We start from the raw sequence: 22,294 nt of genomic DNA on the forward strand, positions 1-22,294 counted from the left end.
GGACTGGACATGATGGATCGATTCCTGTTCTCGCCCTACGTCATCCGGCGGACTTGCTGTTAGCTGCTGGCCTCACCCAACCCTGACACGTAGGGCAGCGCCCAGGTCCACACTGAAGAACCTTTCCGGTTGAGCCGGTTGTGACGATGTGATCACGTGAGGCCTCGGGATAGGAAGCTTGATCTCCGGCAGAGATCTGGTTCATCCCGGGGCCTCACCCCTATCCGGTCACCCTGACGTCTGTCCGCTATGGAAGACGGTGTTCGCCGAGGCTCTGGTGTTCTCTCCATGGGCGTCGCTCCGTCACACCACTGCCGGCGACAACGGGGGCATCCGCCTGGGCGGCTGTCACAGAGCCAACTCAGGTAGTCCGCATTCGAGACGCAGCGCCCGGCGACGGCGATGCGCTTGCAGAGCTGCATGCCCGGTCGAGGGCTATGTACTACGGTGCCGGCGGCCATGACGAGGCAGCGGTTCCTGGCGATGAGTACCGGGAGACGTGGCGCAAGATGGTGGTGGATTCGCGAGTCGCCGTCCAGGTAGCTGTCTTGGACGATGACATCGTCGGTGTGATTACGTTGGATGCCAACGGCTTGTTTCCGACCATTGCGCCTCACGAGACGCGCGTCCGGCTCGTCGGGATCTTCGTCGAGCCAGGCCGGTGGTCCAGCGGCGTGGCAGCGCCCTGATGGGACGCTTCGTCTCCATCGCACGCCAGGCTGACGCTGTGGGCGAGGTGGATGTCTAGGAGCGGAACTCTCGTGCCGTCGGTTCTACGAGCGACACGGATGGACCCGCGACGGAACTTCGCGGCCGGGGCCAGCTGGGGCGGACTTCGTCGGCTTCGTACACCTGCCATGACCCGGCACGGGACTTCGAGATCCTTCACCAGAAGTGCCCGTAGAGCTCGCTGAGGTCAGCGGTGGCCGGCGAGTACTCGGCGTAAGTGGTGGCCGCGCCGCGGGCGTGGCGTTCGATGGTCTTGGTGGAGTAGCCAAGGGCATCGGCGATGATCGCGATCGGGGCGAGCTTGGTGAGCTCGTGCAGGGTTCTCCCACTGACGGCACAGGCTCGACCCGGTACGCCGAACTCGTCGGCGGCGACCTGTCACTCACTGTCGACCAGACCGGCGGCGCGGACCGGCCATGCTCGCCTATCTGCTCGTTTCGCGGGGATTCCTCGAGAACGACAGTCCGATCACGGATCTCTGGCCCGAGTTCGGTGCGCCCGGCAAGGACAGGGATGCTGCGGCACGTGCTGACCCATACGGCCGGCCTGCCCGCGATGCCGCGCGAGATCACGCCGAGCGATCTTCCGGACTGGTCCAGAGTCTGCGAGTCGCAGGCCGCAGCGCGACGGGTCAGATCATCGGCGATTTGCTGCACGAGTGGATCGCCGTACCGCTCAACACCGAGGGGCAGCCCTCCTTCGCTGTACCGAACGGGTCGCTGGTGGCGTTGGCACGCCTCGAGCAGCAGGTACAGCAATGGCCTGCCGTACTCGACGACGGTGATGCGATCCTCGCGCGGTGGGAGAGTCGGCCTAGCGCTGACTTCGGCAACACCAGTGAGATCCTCCGCACGGACATACTGTCGGTGTGCACGGAAACGCCGTCCGAACCGGAAACGCCCAGCTCTACAAAGTTGAACCCGACAAAGCATTCGCCGTCAGGACCGGCATCAAGTCAACCAAACCCACTACCGGTGGGATACGATGTGACGATTAATCAGATTGGCAGCCGCGTTGATCGGTGTCAAGGGCGGGTGCGGTTACGCTGGCGGCATGACCACGATCAAGGACGTTGCGAAGCGGGCCGGGGTGTCCACGGCCGTGGTTTCCGCGGTGATCTCCGGGGCTCGCGGCAACGTCCGGATGAGCGAGGCGACCAGGCTGCGCGTCGAGCAGGCGGTCCGGGACACGGGCTATCGCGTCAACCACGCCGCGAAGTCGCTGAGACTGTCCAGATCGGGAGTGATCGCAGCGGTGGTGCCGAAGATCGCGAACCCGGTCTTCGAGCTGGCGATTCGTGGCATGCATGCGGCCGCCGAGGAACACGGTGACGTGCTGTTGCTGGCCGACGCACTGTGGATCGAGCCGGGCAGCCACCTGATGAGCCGGATCGTCGGCACGGGCATGGTCGACGGGGTGTTGTTGCGGTCCACCCAATGGGGGACCGAGACCGCTGAGGAACTCACCAAGCGGTCGATCCCGTACGTGATCCTGCAGAACCCGCGACCTGACGACTCCGTGTCGGTGTGGATCGACGACGTGGCCGGGATCGGTCTGGCCACGACGCACCTGCTGGGTCTCGGGCACCGCCGCATCGCACTGGTCGGCGGCCCCGTCGTCCCGATCGCCAGTAGCGTCCGGGTCGACGGCTACCGCTCGGCGTTGCGGGCAGCGGGTGTGCGCTTCGACCGGTCGCTGATCAAGCAGGTCGGCTACGAGCCGCCGGACCTGGCGGCCGCGACGCGCGAGCTCCTGGGCTCGGCCCGGCCGCCGTCCGCGCTGATCATCGACAACATCGTCGCGGCACCGGGAGCGATCGCGGCGGTCATCGATCTCGGCCTGCGGATTCCCGCCGATCTGTCGATCGTCGTGTACCAGGATCTGCCCATCGCTGACGCCATTCGGCCGGCACCGAGCACGGTTCGGATGCCTGTGCAGCAAGCCGGAATGCGCGCCTATACGACACTGCGCCGGATGATCGATGGCCGCCGCGTCCAGTCGGCACTGGTGACGCGGCCGGCGCCGAAACTGATCGATCGAGGATCGACAGCACCGTACGCCGGCTGAGCGCCCACCTGCTGAGAGTCACCGTCGACGCACTCGCGAGATCTTGATTAACCGATGAATCATCGGCATGATGCTCGCCGTAGCTCCGAATCGACCGTAAGCCCACCGCTGCTCGGGATGGGCTGGACAGGGAATTCTTCATGGTTCACGTCGTTCTCGTCTCCGGCTGGCAAACCGTCAACATCGGCGACGTCGCCCATACGCCAGGCGCGCTCCGAGCCTTTCAGCGCTACGCACCGGAAGTGAAGCTGACGCTGTGGGCTCGCAGCATCGACGAGAGCGTACGGCAGATGCTCGGCCGCTACTTTCCGGACGTCGAGATCGTCGAGGACCGGGTCGTGCCCGGCGAGCCGCTCAGCCCGGAGCTGGAACGGTTGTTTGCTGAAGGCGACCTTTTGGTCCACGGGTCGGGGCCATCACTCGTTGCCCAGGTCGAGGTCGCCGAATGGCATCGGCGGACCGGAAAGCCGCATGGCATTTTCGGGGTGACAGTAGATCCGCTCCGGCCGTACGGCTCGACGCTGGCCCGGGCGGCGAGCATGGTCAGCGCGATCGACGGTGACCTGCTCACCGAGCTCGAGCGCGAGGTGCTCGACACGGCCGCGTTCGTCTACTGCCGGGACTCGTTGACCGAGCGGTTCCTGGCCGGCCAGGACCTCGGGGCGCCCACGATCGCGTTTGGTCCGGACGCCACCGTGATGTTCGACGTGGTCGACGACGGCGACGGCCAGGCGGTCCTCGCGGAGTACGGGTTGAAGCCCGGACGCTTCCTATGCGTCGTACCGCGGCTGCGTTTCACGCCGTACCACCAGATCCGGAACTACCCACCCGCGGCCGAGGATGTTCGCCGGACGGCCTACAACGCGGGCTATCTGAAGTCCGACTTGGACGTTCTGCGGCAGACCGTGATCGGCTGGGTGCGAGCCACTGGCGAGCCGGCGCTCGTGGTGCCAGAGATGAGCTACGCGATGGAAGTCGCCGAGGCCGAGTTCGCGGGGACCTTCCCTGCCGACGTGGCCGACCTGGTCCACATCCTGCCGCGGTTCTGGGACCTGACCGAGGCGGCCGCGGTGTACCGGCGGGCCAGCGCGGTCGTGAGCATGGAATGCCACTCACCTCTGATCGCGTTGGCGGAAGGTATTCCGTCGGTCTACCTGCGTCAGCCGACCGACACGATCAAGGGCCAGATGTACAACGATCTCGGCCTGCCGCTGATCGAGCTGGGACCTGGGGCCGACACTGCCGCCGGGCAACTCCTGCAGAAGATCGTCGACGACCGGCCGGCCGCGGCCGAACGCGCCCAGGAGACGCGGGACGGCGCGCAGGAGCGCGTGCGGGGGATGGTCGAGGCCGCCATCGCAGCGGTCGGCAGCAGGATCCGCTGATGTCGTCGGGGATCAAGGTGCGGCCGGGGGCCGGCGCAGATCCCGGTGCGCCTGCCGCCCGCGAGACTCGCCTCCGCGGGCAGCTCGCGGCCCGGTGGCACCGGGACCGGGTGCTGCTCGTGCTCGCGGTGCCGGGAGTGATCGTCCTGGTGGTGTTCCACTACCTGCCGCTGCTGGGCAACGTGATCGCCTTCCAGGACTACCAGCCGTTCCTCGGCATCAGCGGATCGGATTTCGTTGGCCTGAGCAACTTCTCGGTCATCTTCGACGGTGACCCGGAGTTCCTGAACGCGCTCGTGAACACATTGATCATCACGATGGTCCAGGTGCTGTTCGTGTTCCCATTGCCGATCGCGCTGGCCCTGGTCCTCAACTCGATGCTGAACGAACGAGCCAAGCGGCTGACGCAGTCGATCCTCTACCTGCCGCACTTCCTGTCCTGGGTCATCGTCGTGGCGCTGTTCCAGCAGATGTTCGGCAACGGCGGAATGCTGAACGAGTGGCTGCGTTCCGCGGACCTGGGAACCTTCCAGATCATCGGCGTACCGGAGCTGTTCAAACTGCTGATCACGTCGCAGGTGATCTGGAAGGACACCGGATGGTCGACCATCATCTTCCTGGCCGCGCTCTCCAAGGTCGACCTGAACCTGTACGAGGCGGCGGCGATCGACCGGGCCGGCCCGCTTCGGCAGCTGTGGCACGTCACGCTGCCCGCGATCCGGCCCGTGATCGTACTGCTGCTGATCCTGCGGCTGGGTGATTCGCTCACGGTCGGTTTCGAGCAGATCCTCCTGCAGCAGGGTCCGGTCGGCGCGCGGGCTTCCGAAGTGCTCGACACCTACGTCTACAACAACGGGATCATCGGCGGGAACTGGGGTGTCTCGGCCGCGGTCGGCTTGGTGAAGGGCGTCGTCGGCGTGGTTCTCGTACTCGGGGCGAACCGGCTCGCCCACGCCATGGGGGAGCGGGGGGTGTACTCGAAATGACCGGACTGCTGGAGACCACCGCTGAACGCCGGGCTCGGCGCAACCGTCAACCGGCGTCGGACGAGCGGCCTGCCTGGATGGGACGGCAACCGCGCTGGGCGACCGCGGCGCGCGGTGGACTGCTGACCGTCGCCTGCCTCGCGGTGATCGTCCCATTCGTCGCCGTCGTGATGACGAGTCTGGCGCCGCAACGCGACATCAGCGCGCGCGGTGGACTTGTCCTCTTCACTAGCGAGCCGTCGCTCGCGGCGTACCGGGCCGTTCTGTCGGGAGGAGTGGTGACGCGGGCCCTCAGCGTGTCGGTCGCGGTCACCGCTGTGGGCACTGTCCTGTCGCTGGCCTGCACCATCATGCTCGCGTACGCCCTGTCGCGGCCGGGATCGCTGTTGCACAAGCCCATCCTGCTGATGACACTGTTCACCCTCTTGTTCAATCCGGGCATGATCCCGATGTACCTGATCGTCAAGCAGCTCGGCCTGATCGACAACCTGGCGGCGTTGATCCTGCCGGTGGTGGTCAACGCCTTCAACGTGATCGTGATGCGGTCCTTCTTCCTCGAGCTTCCCAGTGAGCTGACCGAGTCAGCGAAGATCGACGGGGCCGGCGAACTCCGGATCCTCACCTTCATCGTCCTGCCGCTCTCGAAGGCCGTCGTCGCGGTGGTCGGCTTGTTCTACGCCGTCGCCTACTGGAATGCGTTCTTCTCTGCCCTGCTCTACCTGCCGTCGCCGGAGAAGTGGCCGCTGCAGCTGGTCCTGCGAACGTTCGTCGTGAACCAGACGCCGCTCGGTACGGACGAGCTCTCGGCGTCGACCGAGTCGCTGCCACCCCAGGCATCGATCCAGATGGCGATTCTGGTCATGTCCGTCATCCCGATCCTGATCATCTACCCGTTCATCCAGAAGCACTTCAGCAAGGGACTTCTGATCGGCGCCGTCAAAGGCTGATCGACCGGACGCCCGCCATGAGGAGGGAACCGTAACCATGGATGCGCTTTCGCGCCGTACGTTGCTCAAAGGGCTGTCCGCGGCAGCCGTCGCCGGTGCCGCCGGATCAGCTCTCGGCTGCTCTGCCAAGACGACGACGGGAACTTCCGGCCGAATCGGAGCGGACATACTCCCGACGTTCGCCCAGGCCGGGAACGCCGAACCCGCGCTGAAGAGCGCAAACCCGCTCGGCATGAGCGGGTACTTCGAGTACCCGCCGAATCCCGTCGCGGCGGTCAGTACGCCTCCGCTGTCGGGTGGCCAGATCTCCGCACTCACCTACACCTTCGACCCGGTGGCGCCCGGCAAGTCCGATAATCCGCTGTGGCAGGAGGTCGACAAGCGACTTGGTGGAAAGCTCGACATCACGTACGCGCCGGCGGCTGACTACGCTCAACGGTTCGCGACGACCGTGGCCGGCGGAGATCTGCCCGACCTGGTGTCGATCTACGGCTCGGTGCAGCAGCTGCCCGCGTTGCTGAAGGCAAAGTTCACCGACTTGACCGAGTACTTGTCGGGCGATGCCGTCAAGGACTATCCGAACCTGGCGGGTCTGTCCACCGATTCGTGGCGCAAGACCGTGTACGGCAACGCCCTGTGGGGAGTACCGATCGCCCGGGTACCGATCCCGTCGGTCGCCTGGATCCGCGCAGACCTCGTCGCCGGTACCGGACTGCCCGCGCAGCCCAAGGACATCGGAGAGTTCAAGGCACTGCTGAAGGGGCTGACCAACGAGCGCAAGTCCCGCTGGGCCTGCGGCGATCCGGGCAGCACCCTGACCATGATCGCCGCTGCCCTGGGCATCGCCGGCAGCTGGATCGAGGACGGCGGGAAGTTCACCTCCAACATCGAACTCGAGGCGTACGAGAAGGCGCTGGCCGACACCCGCGAGCTGGCCGACGCCGGCGTCTTCCATCCGGACGGCCTGGTTGCGTCCAACAACCAACGCAACGACTGGTTCACCAACGGGACCACCCCGATCGTCTTCGGCGGGTATGCCGGCTGGAGCAAGTACGAGATGTGGGGAGCCGAGGTGCCGGGCTTCAAGCTCGGGTCTCTTCCGATGTTCGGCTACGACGCGGCGAGCAAGCCCGTACATCCTCGGGGGAGTGCGGCTCAGGCGTTCACCGCTGTCACCCGGGCCGAACCGGACCGGGTCCGCGAGGTGCTCAGGGTACTCGATTGGCTCGCCGCGCCGTTCGGATCTTCCGAGTACCTCCTGCGCAACTTCGGGATCGAGGGGCAGACGTTCAAGTTCGAGGGCAGCGACCCGATCGTGAACTCGCGCGGCCAGAATCTGCGGCTGGTGCCGTTCGGGTACGTCTGTGGACCGACCCAGGTCATCTACGACCCGGGACGGCGCGACGTCGCCCAGGCCCGCTTCGACTACCAGGAAGCCGCGCTGCCGATCCTCGCCGCTGATCCGACCCAGGGCCTGTACTCCGAGACCGATGCGGCCAAGGGTCTGCAGTTGAGCAAGGACCTGACCGATACACGGAACGGCATCCTGGCCGGACGCGCACCCGTATCGAGCTGGAAGGCCGCCGTGACCAAGTGGCGCAACGGCGGAGGCGACAAGATCCGGGCCGAGTATCAACAGGCCTTCTCGGAGGCGGGGCCCAAATGAGCCGTCAGCTGGTGACCCTAGCCGACGAGTTCCTGGCCGGGCGGCCGTATTCCATCATCGACCGTGAGCCGTCGGACTGGGCCGGAGACGCCCACGACTACTACTCGGTCGGCAACTACTCCTGGCCGAATCCGGAGACAGCCGACGGCCTGCCGTACATCAGGATCGACGGCCGGCGGAACCCGGACTCGTTCAGCGATCGCTACGACAAACGGCGGTTCCGGCAAACGGTCGCGGCCGTCAACACCCTGGTGCAAGCCCACGTCCGAACCGGCGAGGCACGCTACGCCGACGCCGCGGTGGCACGTCTCGAACGCTGGTTTCTGGACCCGGCGACTGCGATGCGCCCCAACTTCGCTCACGCTGCCGCGCTGCCCGGTCATCACGACGGTGCGGCGATCGGGCAGATCGAGGCGACGCTCCTGACCGACCTCGTGGATCACGTCGACCTGCTGGTGAGGGCCGGACGATTCACCGAGCGTCTCCCGCTCCTGCAGGACTGGTTCGCCGAGTTGACCAACTGGATGCGGTCGAGCGAACTCGGCCGGCAGGAAGAACTGATGGCCAACAACCACGGAGTTTGGTGGGACGCGCAGGTACTGCGCTATCTGCAGTTCGTCGATGATCGGACTGCGCTCACCGAGGTCCTCGATCGGTTCGACATCCGGCTGCGCCAGATCGCTCCCGGCGGCGCGCTCCCGAGAGAACTGGCTCGTCCCGACTCGTTGCTCTACACCACCTACTGCCTGCGAGCTTTCGCCGTCTGCTGTCGGGTTGCAGCTGCTGAGGGCCGCGACCTCTGGAAAGCGCCCGCCGAACCCGGCTTCGGCAGTTTGCGCGACGCGTTCCAGTTCTGGGCCGAGCACGGCAACGACGACCGCCGATGGATCTGGCCCCGGCAGCCCTCAGACCTCGACCGAACCGCTCTATGGCTCGCCGACGAAGCCGCCGCCGTCTACCAGACCCCGAGCCTCAAAGCGTTCGCAGAAGCCCTGCGAAGGCGAGACCTACCCGCCCCCGAGATCCCGTCAACCGCAGCCATGGAACACATCCCGACCTGAGCGTCAGTCCGGAGAATCTGACGTTTCTCGTCGGGCTCAACCATCGGAAGGAAACCGCAATGTTCACGAGATGTTGCGGGCGAACGAAGCATTTCCCCTCTAAGTAAGGAGTGACACAGATGCAGATCTCGGCCCCTAGTCGACTTGCTCGACAGACGATGGCTCTCACCGTGGCGTTAACGCTGAGCGCCTCGGCGGGTATCGCCGCAGTGACGAACTCACAAACCGCCAGCGCGGCAGCCGCGGTCCCCAGCTACTCGGCGGGTATCGCGGGTGAGACCTGGACGATCGAGAACCCCGATGGCTGCAGTGCGACGATCGGCGAGGGCGGCAACCTCAGGGAGGGCGACGGCTTTTTTCAGGGCAAGTGTCAGGGAGCGGGGCAGGCACCCCAGATCACCGGGACGTCGGACGCGCGGGCGTTGACGTTCCGCACGGACAAGGACTTCAGGTACGAAGGCGCCATCGTTGAGGACCCCGCCAAGAACACCTGGAAGGACGCTGCTGGAAATACCCTTCGGGACCGCTCGGAGCTGGCGACGGGGTGGGACCTGCCGTTCCACACCGACGTGTGGGTCGGGTTCGACGTTCGCATCCCCGCGGGCGTCGATGACGTGACGGGCAGCGGGGCGTACGTGCTCCAGCTGTGGCAGTGCACCGCGAACCCGATCGGCGGCGTTCGCATCCAGTCAGGCGCTGGCAACGGACACAATGTCCAGTTCGTGCGCCGTGGCGAGGAGCCGGGCACGGACTACAACACGGCGATGGCGACCAAAAGCGTCGGGACCAACGAGTGGCATTCCTTCGTCATCAAGTATCGCGTGGAGCCCTACCACGACGGCGCGCCGAAGGGGAGTATCGCGGTGTACCACAGGAGAGTGGGAGCGACCACCGTCGAGGAGAAGCTCTTCGAGCAGGATGAGTACTTCGGCTACGCGACGCGTTCCAGGTGCGCTGATGACTCCTTCAAGAACGAGTTCAGGATCAAGTTCGGCATGTACAAGGACTACCAGCCGGGCGCGACGTTCCGTTCCGACTTCCGGAACGTGAGGATCGGCGCCAGCAAGGCGGCGGTGCAGCCCTACAACCGCGGTTGACTCCCCCTGTTACGTCTTCGGTGATTAGTGGCGGCCCTTGGTGACGTTTCGGAGTTTGTGCGCGACGAAGACGGTCCCGACTCCAGCAGTCGAGACCGTCTTTCGTTGTTCAGCCTTCAGAGCTTTCGGGCAGGTCGGGCTGAACATCGATCACTCAACTACCAGCACCGATTCGGGCATAAAGCTGAAGCAGAGGAGACCGGGGACGTCCTCCACGAGCGTCTCGCAGCCCGAGGCCGGCTGGAGGCGGAGCGGTCGTCCCTCGACACCGAGATCGTGGAGCTGTCGCGCCGGCTCGACGAGGGCACGTCGATGTTCATCTCCGACCGGTCTTCGCAGCTCCAGCAAGAGGCTGCGGAGCAGGCAACACTCGAGGCCGACATTCGCCGGCTAACCGAGTACAGCGAGCTCGTCCACCGGTACCAGGCGAGTCTGTCGGACCGGGAGGCGCTTGAACGGCACGCGGATGCCGTAGAGGAGCGGATCCGGGCGTACGGGATCAAGCGTGTCGATGCCGAGGGCAACGTACGCGCACTCGAGCAGCGCTGCTTGGAGTTTCTGCGAGCGCAACGCAGGTCAACTTCGCTGATTCTGTACTGGCAGGTGTGGTCGGACTGCCCGTCCTTCCCGCCGAGTTGGTCACGCTGAACCGCCAGATTGTCCTCGCTGGGCTTCGGCCGTAGACGCCGGTGTACACACGTGGCGGCCCGCAGACTATCCTCCGCCTCCGTCGTGGGGTTTGACCGCTGAGACAAACTGTCAGTCAAGGTTGCTATGGGCAAGTGCCTGCTCCGTCACAGCTCCGTGAGGCAATGAGAAACGACGATCACGGCCGAGCAACACTGGGATACAAACGCGCAGGTCAGACCCCGATTCGTCCCCTTGGACGCGAACTGTCCGCGGGGCTGGAAAAGATCTACACCATCTTCGAAGGCACCAGCGAGATCCAGCGCCTAGTAATCTCCCGAGCGATCTCCGGCATGCGCATCCGCTGACGTTCCAGCTCAGCGAGCAACGGGCGACTGGTCGGAGCTCGTCTCCGCGTGGGGCCGATTGCCTGCGGTGAAGGTGGTCGCGCAGTGCTGAGACGCTGTGGCGCCTTGGCGTTGACAGGCGAGGGTGACTCAATGATCATTGAGGCAATGAACGTTGAGCGGAAGTCTTTGGTGGCGCGGGCGCGGGTGCACGCGGCGCTCGGAGATCCCGCGCGGCTGGCCATCGTGGATGCGCTTGCGGTGGGGGACGCGGCGCCGGGGGAGTTGGGGGCGGTGTTGGAGATGCCGACCAACTTGGTGGCGCATCACCTGAAGGTTCTGCAGGACGCTGGGCTGGTGGTGCGGGGGAGGTCTGAAGGCGATCATCGTCGGACGTACGTACGCCTGGTGCCGGAAACGCTCGCGATGGTCGCGAGTCCTTCGTTGAGTGACGTGCGGCGGGTGGTGTTCGTCTGTACGCAGAACTCGGCTCGGTCGCAGTTGGCGGCAGGGATTTGGGCGCTGCGTAGTCATGTGCCGGTGACGTCGGCGGGGACTCGACCGGCGGAGCGGGTGCATCCTCGGGCGGTCAAGGTGGCGCGACGACATGGGCTCGATCCCGACACGTGGCGGACAGCTCAGGTGGACAACGTCGTGAAGGCTGACGATCTGGTCATCGCGGTGTGCGACATCGCCTATGAGCATCTGCCGGCCGAGGCTCGGCCGCGGGTGCACTGGTCGGTGCCGGACCCTGCGCCTGCCGACACGGATGCGGCCTTCGAGGCTGCCTACAGCGAGATCGCCGGCCGCATCGATCGGCTGGTGCCATTGGTTTCGCCCACCGAGGCGAACCGTTCGAGGAGCGGAACATGACCGAAGTCACTGGGTACAAGCGGGAAGACCTGTCCATCGACCAGCAGCTCGCGTTGCGTACGGCGGCATCCCGGCTGGGCGAGCAGTTCGCCGAGATCTACGGACCGGAGACCATCGAGCGTTTCCTGCACTCGAGCTACGACCAGTTCGCGACGGGCAGTACGGTCCCGAACTTCCTGCCCCTGCTGGCCGAGCGGTTTGCCCGGCAGCGGCTGACTGCGCTCGCTCGGGTGGAAGGGCATCACGACGACGGTCGTCCGGTGGTGCTGTTCCTGTGTGTTCACAACGCGGGACGGTCGCAGATGGCTCTCGGGTTCTTCGAGCACCTTGTCGGCGATCGCGCGATCGGATGGTCAGGTGGCTCGGAGCCGGGCGTCGAGGTGAATGAGTCCGCGGTAGCGTCGATGGCCGAGCGCGGGATCGACATCTCCACCGAGTACCCGAAGCCGTGGACCGACGAGGTCGTCCGCGCGGCGGATGTGGTGATCACTATGGGCTGCGGTGATGCTTGCCCGATTTTCCCGGGCAAGCGGTACGAGGACTGGGTCCTCGACGACCCTGCCGGGCTCGACGTCGCCGACATCCGTCCGATCCGCGACGAGATCGAGCGGCGGGTCCGCCAGTTGCTCGACGAGCTCGAGGTACCTGCTGTGAGCGGCCGGTGAGCGCGACTCCATTGTGGCGACGGGCCGTTGCCGAGGGCATCGGAACTGGGCTGCTGGTCACCGTCGTCGTCGGATCGGGGATCGCCGCGTCGAAGCTGTCGCCGAACGACGTCGGGCTGCAACTGCTGGAGAACGCATTCGCCACCGCGCTAGGTCTCGCCGTACTGATCCTCATGATCGGCCCGGTGTCCGGTGCGCACTTCAATCCGGTGGTGTCGGTGGTCGACTGGTGGATCGGCCGGAGCAGTGGCGCCGGGCTGACGCCGCGTGACCTCGGGGCCTACATTCCCGCGCAGGTCATCGGTGCGGTCCTCGGCGCCGTACTGGCGAACCTCATGTACGACGAAGCCGCGGTGTCCTGGTCGACGACAGAACGCAGCGCCGGGCATCTGTGGCTCGGCGAGATCGTCGCGACGGCTGGGCTGATCGTGCTGATCTTCGCCCTTGCGTCATCCGGGCGGGCCGCGCTCGCACCGGCCGCGGTGGGCGCCTACATCGGGTCGGCGTACTGGTTCACGTCGTCGACCTCGTTCGCCAACCCGGCGGTCACGATCGGGCGGGCCTTCAGTGACACCTTCGCCGGGATCGCGCCGGGTTCGCTGCCAGGCTTCGTGATCGCGCAGCTCATCGGCGCTGCCGTTGGTGTCGGACTGCTGAGACTTCTCTACCCCACGGCCGGACGAGCGGCCGATGATGTCGTCACGCCACACACCAAAACCCCTGCGAATACTGGAGCATCCACGTGAGCAAGCCAAGCGTTCTCTTCGTCTGTGTCCACAACGCCGGCCGGTCCCAGATGGCAGCCGGCTGGCTGAGGCACCTGGCGGGCGACACGGTCGAGGTGCGGTCGGCCGGATCGGCGCCGCGCGATCAGATCAACCCGATCGCGGTCGAGGCGATGCGTGAGGTCGGCATCGACATCACCGGCGCCATCCCGCAGCGCCTGGAGACCGAGGCCGTCCGCGAGAGCGACGTCATCGTCACCATGGGCTGTGGCGACGCCTGCCCCATCTTCCCTGGCAAGCGTTACGAGGACTGGGAACTCACCGACCCGGCCGGTCAGCCGATCGAGGTCGTCCGCCAGGTGCGCGACGAGATCCGCGGTCGGGTGGAGAAGCTCGTCGGCGAACTGCAGGCCGCTTGAAGCCGGGAGGGGCCGGCACATTGACCGGTATATAGACGACTGTGAACATAGACCCATGTCGAATCCGTCGGGTCGACAGTCGGTGATCGTGCCGCTGTCGCGGGAGGACGCGGAGCGGCGCGCGGCCCAGCTGGGCGTCGTCGCGGATCCGACGCGACTGCGCCTGATGAGTCTCGTACTGACCCACCCGGCGGGGGAGGCGAGCATGGGTCAACTCGCCGCCGAATTCGATCAGTCGCATACGACGATCAGCCATCACCTTCGGTTGCTCTGCGATGCGGATCTGCTGACGAGAGAGCGACGGCAGTCGTTCAGCTATTACCGGCCGACACATCATGCGGTCGCGCAGCTGGCGACCTTGCTCGGGGTGGAGGTGCCCGAGCAAGGCGCGGCTCGCGAGTCCGGGTTCGATCTGAGCGCGGCCGTTCTCGATCGTCAGCTCGAGCACATCGCAGAGCAGTTGGCGACCCGCTTTACTGGTGTCTTCTCGCCGGAGACGGTACGGCGGTACGTCGGTGAGAGCTACGACATGCTGGCTGCCCGGTCCCGCGTGCGCAGGTTTCTGCCGTCCCTGACTGCGAACTTCGCAGCGGAGCGGCTCACTGCCTTGGCGAAGGCACAGGGTAAGACGCGGGGATCCGTACCCGAGGTGCTCTTCGTCTGCGTACGTAACGCCGGAAGGTCACAGATGGCCGCCGGCATCCTGAGTCAGCTGGCCGGCGACCGTGTCCTGGTGAGATCGGCGGGGTCGTTGCCGGTGGCACTCGTCGACGCCAACGTGGTGACGGCCATGGACGAGGTCGGCGTCTATCTCGGCGGTGCGTACCCGAAACCGTTGTCCGACGAGATCGTCCGGGCCGCCGACGTCGTCGTCACGATGGGATGCGGCGACGCGTGCCCGGTGTATCCCGGCAAGCGGTACCTCGACTGGCCGATCGATGATCCCGAAGGGCGGCCGCTCCCGACGGTACGGCGGATCCGCGACGAGATCCACCAGCAGGTTAGAGACCTCGTCGCAGAACTGTTCGCTAATCCCTGATCAGAGGATGGCGACGAGGTCACGGGCGGTGCGACCGGCACCGATGAGGGTTGCCGAGGCCGGTCCAGTCCAGTCGCCGTAGCCGATCAGGTGCAGGCGTGATTCCTTGATCGCCCGAGTGCCGTCCGTCGGGATGAGGCCGTCTGGCCCACGCAGACCGAGCTCTGTCAGGTGGCCGAGTGCCGGTCGGAAGCCGGTGCACCAGATGATCGTGTCGTACGACGACGCGGTTCCGTCGCGCCAACGGACGCCGTGATCGACCAGGCGGGCAAAGGAGTCACGAGCGTGCAGTACGTCGCGGTCGCGGGCCTCCCGAACGCTTTCGACCATCACGATGTCACCGAGACCGGAGACGCCACCCGCGTCGCGTTCGCCGAACTGTCGTGCTCGGTGCCTCTTGGTGGCGATCTCGAACAGCGCCCGGCCGTCGACGTCGTCGGGGAGGAAACGAGGCGGTCGGAGTGTCGCCCACGTCGTCTCGGCGACCAGCGAGACCTCGGCCAGGATCTGAGCGGCCGAGTTCCCGCCGCCGACGATCAGAACGCGCTGATCGATGAAGTCGGATGCGCGCCGGTAGTGAGCGGTGTGCAGTTGCCGACCGGCGAATGATCCCGGGTACGTCGGGACGAACGGCCTGGACCACGTTCCCGTCGCCGAAACCACCTGCTCGGCCAGCCAGTCGCCGTCGTCGGTGTGGACGACGAGGTGCTCATCCTCGCCGCGACTCACTGAGCCAACCGAGACAGAGCGTCGTACGTCGAGCTCATAACGCTTCTCGTACTGCGTCAGGTAATCGACTACGTGGCCCGCCAATGGGTACCCGGTGTCGCCAGTCCAGGGCGGCATCATCCAGCCGGGCAGGGAGGAGTACTGGGTGGGGGAGAAGGTCCGCAGTGTCGGCCACATCTGCGCCCAAGCACCGCCCGGCTGTGCCGCGGCGTCGAGGATGACGAAGTCCTCGCCGGGGATCAGGCCGGAGCGGCGCAGATAGAAGCCTGTGGCCAGGCCGGCCTGGCCACCACCGATGACCACGACGCGGACCTCGCGCGGTGATGTCGTCACGTCAGCGGGTCTTGAAGCACTGGAATCAGACCGCGGCCGGCGTCGGGACCGACAGCAAGGTCGACAGCCAGGTCAGGCGCTCGGGCAGGGGCCAGTAGTAGACCCAGGTGCCGCGGCGCTCGCAGTCGACCAGGCCGGACTCGCGGAGAACCTTCAAGTGGTGCGAGATCGTCGGGCCAGAGACGTCGAACTGCGGGGTGATGTCGCAGACGCACATCTCCCCGCCAGCCGAGGCGATGATCGACATCAGCCGCAGCCGGATCGGGTCGGAGAGTGCTTTGAACACCGCCGCACCCTCAGCCGCTCCGGCGCTGTCGAGGGCGGCATCCATGATCGGCGTGCAGCAGCCGCCGATGGGCTGGATGACGACGTCCTGTTTTGACATGCGTCTATCTTGACTTATGTCTAATCAAGAGGCAAGGTGAACGTCGTTGATTAGATGACCATCAACTCAGCCGCCGGCCAGGCCGCCGACGAGCTGCTCGCAGAGTTTGGAGACAAGCAATGAGTGTTCCATCGAAGGACCTGCCGGTCGTCGTGATCGGGGCCGGGCCGGTCGGCCTGGCGGCAGCGGCCCACCTCGCGGACCGTGGGCTGGAGTTCGTCGTACTCGAGTCCGGGCCGACGGTGGCCGCGGCGATCGCAGAGTGGCGGCACGTGAAGTTGTTCAGCCCGTGGCGCTACGACATCGACGGCGCCGCTCGCCGCCTGCTGGAGCAGACGGGCTGGATCGAACCGGAACTGGACCAGCTGCCCACCGGCGGTGACCTGATCGATGCTTACCTGGCGCCGCTGGCGAAGGCGCCGCAGATGGCGGACCGGATTCAGTACGGCGCCCAGGTGTCTGCCGTGACGCGGGTCGGCTTCGACCGCATCCGCACGGCGGGTCGCGAGGACGCGCCGTTCCTGGTGCGCCTGGCCGACGGCGAAGAGTTGCTTGCTTCCGCTGTGATCGACGCGGCGGGCACGTGGCGCCGGCCGAACGTCCTTGGCGGTTCGGGGATTGCCGCCCGGGGCGAGGCCGACGTGGCGGACGCCATCTCGCCTGCGCTGCCGGATGTCCTGGTGCGTGACCGCGAGCGCTTCGCCGGCCGCCGTACCGCGGTCGTCGGTGCGGGTCACTCGGCCGCGACGACACTGCTCGAGCTCGGCGAGCTGGCCGCGCATGAGCCGGGCACCGAAGTGCTCTGGGTTGTTCGCGGCGCGGACCAGGCTCGGACCTACGGCGGTGGTGAGGATGACGAGCTGCCCGCCCGCGGCGCTCTCGGCGCCCGGCTGAAGAAGCTGGTGCAGTCGGGCCGGGTCGAGCTGGTGAGCAGTTTCCGGATCGAGTCGATCTCCCGTACGGCGGACGGCCGGGTCGAGCTGGCCGCGGGGGAACGCCGGGTCGTGGCGGACACGGTCGTGAACTCGACGGGCTTCCGCCCCGACCACGAAATGGTCGGCGAGTTGCGGCTGGATCTCGACCCGATCCTGGGATCGACGCGGGCGTTGGCGCCGCTGATCGACCCGAACAAGCACTCCTGTGGCACGGTACCGCCGCACGGCGTCGACGAGCTCGAGCACCCCGAGCCGGGCTACTACGCGGTGGGCGCGAAGTCGTACGGTCGGGCGCCGACGTTCCTGCTGGCTACCGGCCACGAGCAGGCTCGCTCGGTGGTTGCCGCGCTGGCGGGTGACTGGGAAGCGGCCCGCGACGTACAGCTCAACCTGCCCGAGACCGGTGTCTGCTCGTCGAACCTCGCGTACGGTGACTCAGCCGACGAGGCCGCAGGTGGCTGCTGCGGACCGGCACCGCAAGCCGTCACGATCAGTACACCGTCCGGCCGTGGACTGGCCACCGGTATCAGCGGCGGACTCCTGACCGTCGTTGAGGCCGAGCCCACCACCCAGTCGGGCTGCTGCAACTGATGTCGCTCAGTCCAGGTCTGGCTGGCGAGCAGGCTACGACACCGGATCTGGACGACGGTGGTTGGTGGGCGCGCTCGCCGTGACCCAGACGGTCGGGTACGGCGTTCTCTATTAGGCCCTGAACTCCCGAAGGTGCGCCGAGCCGCAAAGTAGGCCTCGACGACCCAGCCTCGACCGGTACCACCGCCGGCCTGACTAGCAGCCCTCGATCGCGTCCCACCCAATCTGGCGGCCGGTGACACGCTTTTTACCGAAACCCCGAGGGACGGGAAAGGTGCCGGATCGCAGCGGCTGCCGCGGCCAGAATCACCAGGACTGCGCCGACCCATTGGCGGTTGATGAGACGGTCGCCAAGCAGATAGCCGGCGGCGAGGCCAAAGACGGGGATCAGCGGCAGGAAGGTCCCGGCGACCGAGGCGGGTACGCCCCTGAGGCCGCCTACGAAGAGCCAGAACGCGAAGCCGTAATAGACCATCCCGGAGGCTGCCGCAAGTGCCCACGTCGCGAGGTCCTCGGGCAGACCGAGGTCGGCGGCGCCAATGGCCGAGGCGATGCCGGCGACGACGACGGCAAAGCACAGGGCGGCGACCTGTTGGACAAGGACGACGGCCACGGAGCTGTCGTCGAGGAGCAGCCTGCGGGTGAGCACCGCATAGAACGCGCAAGCCGCGACCGCGGCCACGGTCAACGCCACACCGATGGCGTCCCCGGACGCGCCGGGGCGGTAGACCACCAACAGCACCCCGACCATTGCCGCGGCCACCGCCATCGCGGTGGCGAGCGCGATCCGCTCTCCCAACACGAAGAAGGCGAGCAGCATGATCAGGATTGGTTCGGTCGCCCACAGCAGCACCGACATGCTGGCAGTGATGCTCACCAGCCCCAGCAACCCGAGAGCGTATGCCAAACCGGGGTTGAGGAAGCCAAGGACGGCGAGCTTGACCATGGCTGGCGACGAGTTCAGCCGCACCCCGAACAGCAGCGTGGCAAACAGTAGGAGGAGGGCGCTGGAGGCGAGCTCAACGGCAAGCAGGGTCAGTGGCGCGACGCCACGGTCGAGAACTTGTTTGCTCAGCACGGTGCCGACACCCCAGCAGGCGGGGGCGGCGACAAGGAGAAGGACATGACGGTGTGACGGTGAGGCGAGCATGGCTGTGACTCCGGTCAGAGAGACGAGTGGTTGGACACGAGTGCTTGGCCGACGCGGTGGAGCGTCAGCTCTCAGGCCACTCGGCCTTCGTCGTCACAGCAGTCGTAGCTGGGCAGCTGGCAACGCCGTCCAGCCATCGGTGACCTGCCCATGGCGACCACCGTACTCAAGGGCCGCCAGGTGCGGACGTCACCTCGACACGAGCCGAAACAAATCTCTCTCAGAACGATGTACCTCCACCGACAAGCCTCAGTCATCGGGCCGCATTGGCGGCGACGCTCGCTGGATTGCTCGGGCTGCTGTCGGTCACCGGTCGGGTGATCACCACAGGTCCCGGGAGCTATCGCGTGCCTTGTCGTGTTCGGCCTGGGTTTCGGGTCGGGTCGATCGCGAAGCCCGCGATCCTGCTGGACCATTACGGCGTACGGGACGATCGCCGGCACACTGGCGGCGCCTGCCGTTATCGCTCGGGCATTGGCGGCACTGGGTGGAGCACCGATCGCGGCCGCATTGGGTTATCCGTTGTTGGTAGTGCTGATTGCCACAGGCTGTGTCATGGCGGGTCCTTCTCCTCCTCGTCACGAGGCTGCCTACTGTGCGGCCGGCATCTCACCTGTGACGAGGAAGATGATGCGCTGGGCCATGGAGACGGCGTGGTCGGCGATGCGTTCGTAGTAGCGGCCGAGAAGTGCCAGGTCGACGGCAACCTCGACGCCGTGTGGCCAGGAGGCGTCCATCATCTGCCGGAACTGGCTGCGGCGGAGCTTGTCCATCTGGTCGTCGGTGGCCTCGATCCGCTGGGCGGCGGATACGTCTTTGGTCTTGATGACGTCGCCGGCCTGGTCGACCATTCGTTGGGCGACGCGGCCCATGTCTTCGATCACGCCTTGCAGCTCGTCGGGAATGGCGGCTGCGGGGTAGCGGAGGCGGGTGATCTTGGCGATGTGGGCGGCGAGATCTCCCATCCGTTCGAGGTCGGCGACCATCCGGAGGGCCGCAACCAGCATGCGGAGCTCAATCGCGACCGGTGCCTGCAGGGCCATCAGCTCGAAGATCTTGCCCTCGACGGTCTCGCCGGCGACGTCGAGTTGGGCGTCGGCGGCGATCACCTCCTCGGCGGTCCCGAGGTCGGCGGTCAGCAGTGCATTGGTCGAGCGTCGTACGGCGGTCGACACGACGTGGGTCATGCGTTCGACCTCGACCAGGATCTCGTCGAGGTGTTCGTGGTAGATGTCGCGCATGGCTGCCTCCGCTGCCTGAATCAATTATCGCGCCGCTAGCCAGTTCTGCGCGGCGAGCTGGATGGCGTCCCAGGGGCTGCCCAGGGGCGGTGTATAGGCCAGGTCGAGGTCGAGCAGTTGCTCGACGGTGAGTCCGTGCTGCAGGGCAACGGCGTACGTGTCGACTCGCTTGGCGATCTCGGCGCCGTGGGTGCCGACGAGCTGCGCGCCGAGGAGCCCGCCGGTGTTGCGGTCGCCGGTGAGGCTGATGTGGATCGGAGTCGCGCCGGGACAGTAGCGCTTGTGGTCGTCAGCGGTGGTTTGCACGGTCAGCGGGGTGTAGCCGGCCGCGGCCGCTTCCTGATCCCGGAGGCCGGTCGCGGCGACGACGCAGTCGAAGACCCTGACAACCTGGGTGCCCACGATCCCCGCGAACTCCTTGGTGCCGCCGGTCGCGTTCTCACCGGCGATCCGTCCCTGCTTGTGGGCCGTGGTGCCGAGTGGAACGTAGGCCGGTTCGGTGAGCAGCGCGTGGTGCGTGCGAACGCAGTCACCGGCTGCCCACACGTCCGGGAGGTTGGTGCGCATCTGCCGGTCGACGATGATCGCGCCGTGGTCGTTCACCTGTACGCCTGATGCCGCGGCCAGCTCAGTCGCCGGGGTGACCCCACTGACCACCAGGACAACGTCGGCGTTCCGTTTGCCGTCATCGGCGACGACACTCAGCTCACCACCGTCGCGCCGAACCTCGGTCACGGTCGTCCCACACCTGACCTCGACGCCGTGCTGACGGAGTTCGGCGGTGATCTCCGAGGCGAGCTCGTGGTCGAGTGTGCGGGGAAGGACGCTGTCGAGTCGTTCCAGCACGGTGACGCCGATGCCGCGGGTGGTGAGGGCCTCGGCCATCTCTATGCCGATGTAGCCGGCTCCGATGATCACGACCCGCCGTACGCCGCGCTCCTCGAGGTCCGCGTCGAGCCGGCGAGCTTCGTCCATGGTATGGAGCAGATGTACGCCGTCCGCCAGGCCGAGACGGTCGAGACCACCGATGGGTGGCCGGAGTGGTTCGGCGCCGGTGCCGATCACCAACCGGTCGAAGGTCAGCTCGACCGGACCGTCTGGAGCGGTGGCTGTGAGGGTCTTGGTGGCCGGGTTGATCGCGGTGACCGTGTGGTTGATCCGTACGTCGATTCCGGTCGCTTCGATCTCGGCCGTCGTACGGTGGGCGAGATCGCGCCAGTCCGGCACCTCGCCGGAGAGGTGGTAGGGGATCCCGCAGATGGAGAAGTTCGGATAGGCGTCGGCGACCAGCATCGTCACAGTGCTCTCCGGGGCATATTCGCGGGCCCGCAGTGCCGCGCTTATGCCCGCGTCGGACCCGCCCACGATCAGAATCCGCATCGGTCCCCAGCTCCCGTCGTCTGCAGCAGAGTTTGCCTCAGGCAAGCAAACCACGGCGTCGCGCGGTTTCCCGGCAGGCCATCATTGGGCGAACTTCTGGTCGACGGCCGGTGCCTCGGCCGCCACGCGAGGGCTTGGTGGAACCTTGAACTGGTAGCCGAGTCCGCGAATCACCTTGATCCAGTGCGGGCTCCGCTCGTCGTCAGAAAGTCGTTTGCGGAGCCGCATGATGTGCACGTTCAGCGTGTTGCTGCGTACGGCGACGCCCTTGCCCCACACCGCATCGAGGACTTCCTGACGGGTCACGAGTTCGCCGGGCCGCTCGGCGAAGAAGCGGAGCAGCAGGAACTCCATCGGCGGTAGCTCGATCTGGCGGCCGTCGAGCCACATCTGCGGAACGGCGCCGTCGACCCGGAGCCGACCGAGATCCAGCGCCAGCGGGCGCAGATCGACCTGATTCGGCACCGGCGCGAGGGAGTTGATCAGTGCGAGCAGTTCGCGGACCCGGTACGGGCGGGGGATGACAGCGCTGGCGCCGGCATCGCTGGCCCGGCTGGTGAACTCGCTCCCGCCCACGTCCGCACCGACGATGACCGGCTGCTGCGGGTCGTCGGTGCGGACGATGGTGAGGAACTCGATCGGGTCCAGACGGCCCCCGCACGGACCGAGCAGGACGACATCGGGACACAACCTGCCGACATGGAGAAGTGCCTCCGCCGCATCGGTGCAGACGTGGACCTCCATCGGCTGCGCGACCGCGGCTGCGAGTAGCTCGTCCACCTCGTCACCATGATCGACGACCAGCAACGAGACGCGGAACTGCAACTTCCGGTGCGCCGGATGAGCGGATCGGCGTCGGGTGCGGACGTGCTGGCTGTGCGACTCCCGGGTGTTCATCATCGGGGCGGTCATGGCGA

General features: G+C 66.5%; 20 protein-coding genes. 14 read left to right on the forward strand and 6 right to left on the reverse strand.

The window, feature by feature from the left end; translation table 11 throughout:
- Nucleotides 1-1,782 precede the first annotated feature (1,782 nt).
- The 13 genes from EV643_RS28725 to EV643_RS28790 all read left to right on the forward strand — a co-directional run bounded on the left by EV643_RS28725 (nucleotide 1,783) and on the right by EV643_RS28790 (nucleotide 14,633).
- Nucleotides 1,783-2,796, forward strand: a complete 1,014-nt coding sequence (locus EV643_RS28725; protein ID WP_133803295.1) for a LacI family DNA-binding transcriptional regulator — start codon at nucleotides 1,783-1,785, stop codon at nucleotides 2,794-2,796.
- A gap of 140 nt (nucleotides 2,797-2,936) precedes the next feature.
- Nucleotides 2,937-4,181, forward strand: a complete 1,245-nt coding sequence (locus EV643_RS28730) for a polysaccharide pyruvyl transferase family protein (protein WP_133803296.1) — start codon at nucleotides 2,937-2,939, stop codon at nucleotides 4,179-4,181.
- Nucleotides 4,181-5,167: an ABC transporter permease gene (locus tag EV643_RS28735; RefSeq protein WP_133803297.1), complete on the forward strand. Its 987-nt coding sequence runs from the start codon at nucleotides 4,181-4,183 to the stop codon at nucleotides 5,165-5,167. The genes EV643_RS28730 and EV643_RS28735 overlap by 1 nt, the downstream gene beginning before the upstream one ends.
- A complete protein-coding gene (locus EV643_RS28740) occupies nucleotides 5,164-6,114 on the forward strand; it encodes a carbohydrate ABC transporter permease (RefSeq protein ID WP_133803298.1) in 951 nt (316 codons plus the stop codon). Before EV643_RS28735 ends, EV643_RS28740 begins: the two co-directional genes overlap by 4 nt.
- A 37-nt stretch (nucleotides 6,115-6,151) precedes the next feature.
- Nucleotides 6,152-7,780 (forward strand): extracellular solute-binding protein, encoded by a 1,629-nt coding sequence (locus EV643_RS28745; RefSeq protein WP_133803299.1) that lies wholly within the window; start codon nucleotides 6,152-6,154, stop codon nucleotides 7,778-7,780.
- Complete coding sequence (locus tag EV643_RS28750) at nucleotides 7,777-8,841, forward strand: alginate lyase family protein (RefSeq protein WP_133803300.1); 1,065 nt, start codon at nucleotides 7,777-7,779, stop codon at nucleotides 8,839-8,841. Before EV643_RS28745 ends, EV643_RS28750 begins: the two co-directional genes overlap by 4 nt.
- Before the next feature lie 119 nt (nucleotides 8,842-8,960).
- The gene (locus EV643_RS28755) at nucleotides 8,961-9,938 is read left to right on the forward strand and encodes a hypothetical protein (RefSeq protein ID WP_133803301.1); all 978 of its coding nucleotides are present in this window, start codon (nucleotides 8,961-8,963) and stop codon (nucleotides 9,936-9,938) included.
- 276 nt (nucleotides 9,939-10,214) lie between these two features.
- Nucleotides 10,215-10,586, forward strand: coding sequence for a hypothetical protein (locus tag EV643_RS28760; protein ID WP_133803302.1), 372 nt, complete (start codon nucleotides 10,215-10,217; stop codon nucleotides 10,584-10,586).
- A 395-nt stretch (nucleotides 10,587-10,981) separates the two neighbouring features.
- A complete protein-coding gene (locus tag EV643_RS28770; RefSeq protein ID WP_305000416.1) occupies nucleotides 10,982-11,785 on the forward strand; it encodes an arsenate reductase/protein-tyrosine-phosphatase family protein in 804 nt (267 codons plus the stop codon).
- Nucleotides 11,782-12,450, forward strand: a complete 669-nt coding sequence (locus EV643_RS28775) for an arsenate reductase ArsC (RefSeq protein WP_133803304.1) — start codon at nucleotides 11,782-11,784, stop codon at nucleotides 12,448-12,450. The genes EV643_RS28770 and EV643_RS28775 overlap by 4 nt, the downstream gene beginning before the upstream one ends.
- Entirely contained in the window at nucleotides 12,447-13,196 is a 750-nt protein-coding gene (locus EV643_RS28780) for an aquaporin (protein ID WP_133803305.1), read from the forward strand. The genes EV643_RS28775 and EV643_RS28780 overlap by 4 nt, the downstream gene beginning before the upstream one ends.
- Nucleotides 13,193-13,594: an arsenate reductase ArsC gene (locus EV643_RS28785; protein ID WP_370452397.1), complete on the forward strand. Its 402-nt coding sequence runs from the start codon at nucleotides 13,193-13,195 to the stop codon at nucleotides 13,592-13,594. Before EV643_RS28780 ends, EV643_RS28785 begins: the two co-directional genes overlap by 4 nt.
- A gap of 55 nt (nucleotides 13,595-13,649) precedes the next feature.
- A complete protein-coding gene (locus tag EV643_RS28790; RefSeq protein WP_133803307.1) occupies nucleotides 13,650-14,633 on the forward strand; it encodes a metalloregulator ArsR/SmtB family transcription factor in 984 nt (327 codons plus the stop codon).
- On the opposite strand, the gene EV643_RS28795 is transcribed toward EV643_RS28790, so the two are convergent.
- Together EV643_RS28795 and EV643_RS28800 are read right to left on the reverse strand one after the other, a co-directional pair.
- Entirely contained in the window at nucleotides 14,634-15,695 is a 1,062-nt protein-coding gene (locus EV643_RS28795) for an ArsO family NAD(P)H-dependent flavin-containing monooxygenase (RefSeq protein WP_238165864.1), read from the reverse strand.
- A 25-nt stretch (nucleotides 15,696-15,720) separates the two neighbouring features.
- Nucleotides 15,721-16,080 carry an ArsR/SmtB family transcription factor gene (locus EV643_RS28800; protein ID WP_133803308.1) on the reverse strand — a complete coding sequence of 120 codons (360 nt, stop codon included), beginning with the start codon at nucleotides 16,078-16,080 and terminating at the stop codon, nucleotides 15,721-15,723.
- Nucleotides 16,081-16,199: 119 nt separating this feature from the next.
- On the opposite strand from EV643_RS28800, the gene EV643_RS28805 reads away from it, so the two are divergent.
- On the forward strand, nucleotides 16,200-17,606 hold the full coding sequence (locus EV643_RS28805) for an FAD-dependent oxidoreductase (RefSeq protein WP_133803309.1): 1,407 nt from the start codon (nucleotides 16,200-16,202) through the stop codon (nucleotides 17,604-17,606).
- A gap of 247 nt (nucleotides 17,607-17,853) precedes the next feature.
- On the opposite strand, the gene EV643_RS28810 is transcribed toward EV643_RS28805, so the two are convergent.
- The 4 genes from EV643_RS28810 to EV643_RS28825 all read right to left on the reverse strand — a co-directional run bounded on the left by EV643_RS28810 (nucleotide 17,854) and on the right by EV643_RS28825 (nucleotide 22,289).
- The gene (locus EV643_RS28810; protein ID WP_133803310.1) at nucleotides 17,854-18,756 is read right to left on the reverse strand and encodes an EamA family transporter; all 903 of its coding nucleotides are present in this window, start codon (nucleotides 18,754-18,756) and stop codon (nucleotides 17,854-17,856) included.
- A 590-nt stretch (nucleotides 18,757-19,346) separates the two neighbouring features.
- Nucleotides 19,347-19,997, reverse strand: a complete 651-nt coding sequence (phoU, locus tag EV643_RS28815) for a phosphate signaling complex protein PhoU (protein ID WP_133803311.1) — start codon at nucleotides 19,995-19,997, stop codon at nucleotides 19,347-19,349.
- 24 nt (nucleotides 19,998-20,021) lie between these two features.
- The gene (locus EV643_RS28820; RefSeq protein ID WP_133803312.1) at nucleotides 20,022-21,377 is read right to left on the reverse strand and encodes an FAD-dependent oxidoreductase; all 1,356 of its coding nucleotides are present in this window, start codon (nucleotides 21,375-21,377) and stop codon (nucleotides 20,022-20,024) included.
- Between the two features lie 81 nt (nucleotides 21,378-21,458).
- Nucleotides 21,459-22,289 carry a response regulator transcription factor gene (locus EV643_RS28825; RefSeq protein WP_133803313.1) on the reverse strand — a complete coding sequence of 277 codons (831 nt, stop codon included), beginning with the start codon at nucleotides 22,287-22,289 and terminating at the stop codon, nucleotides 21,459-21,461.
- Nucleotides 22,290-22,294 lie beyond the last annotated feature (5 nt).

The sequence above is a fragment of the Kribbella caucasensis genome (genome assembly GCF_004361855.1).
Taxonomy (GTDB): Bacteria; Actinomycetota; Actinomycetes; order Propionibacteriales; family Kribbellaceae; genus Kribbella; species Kribbella caucasensis.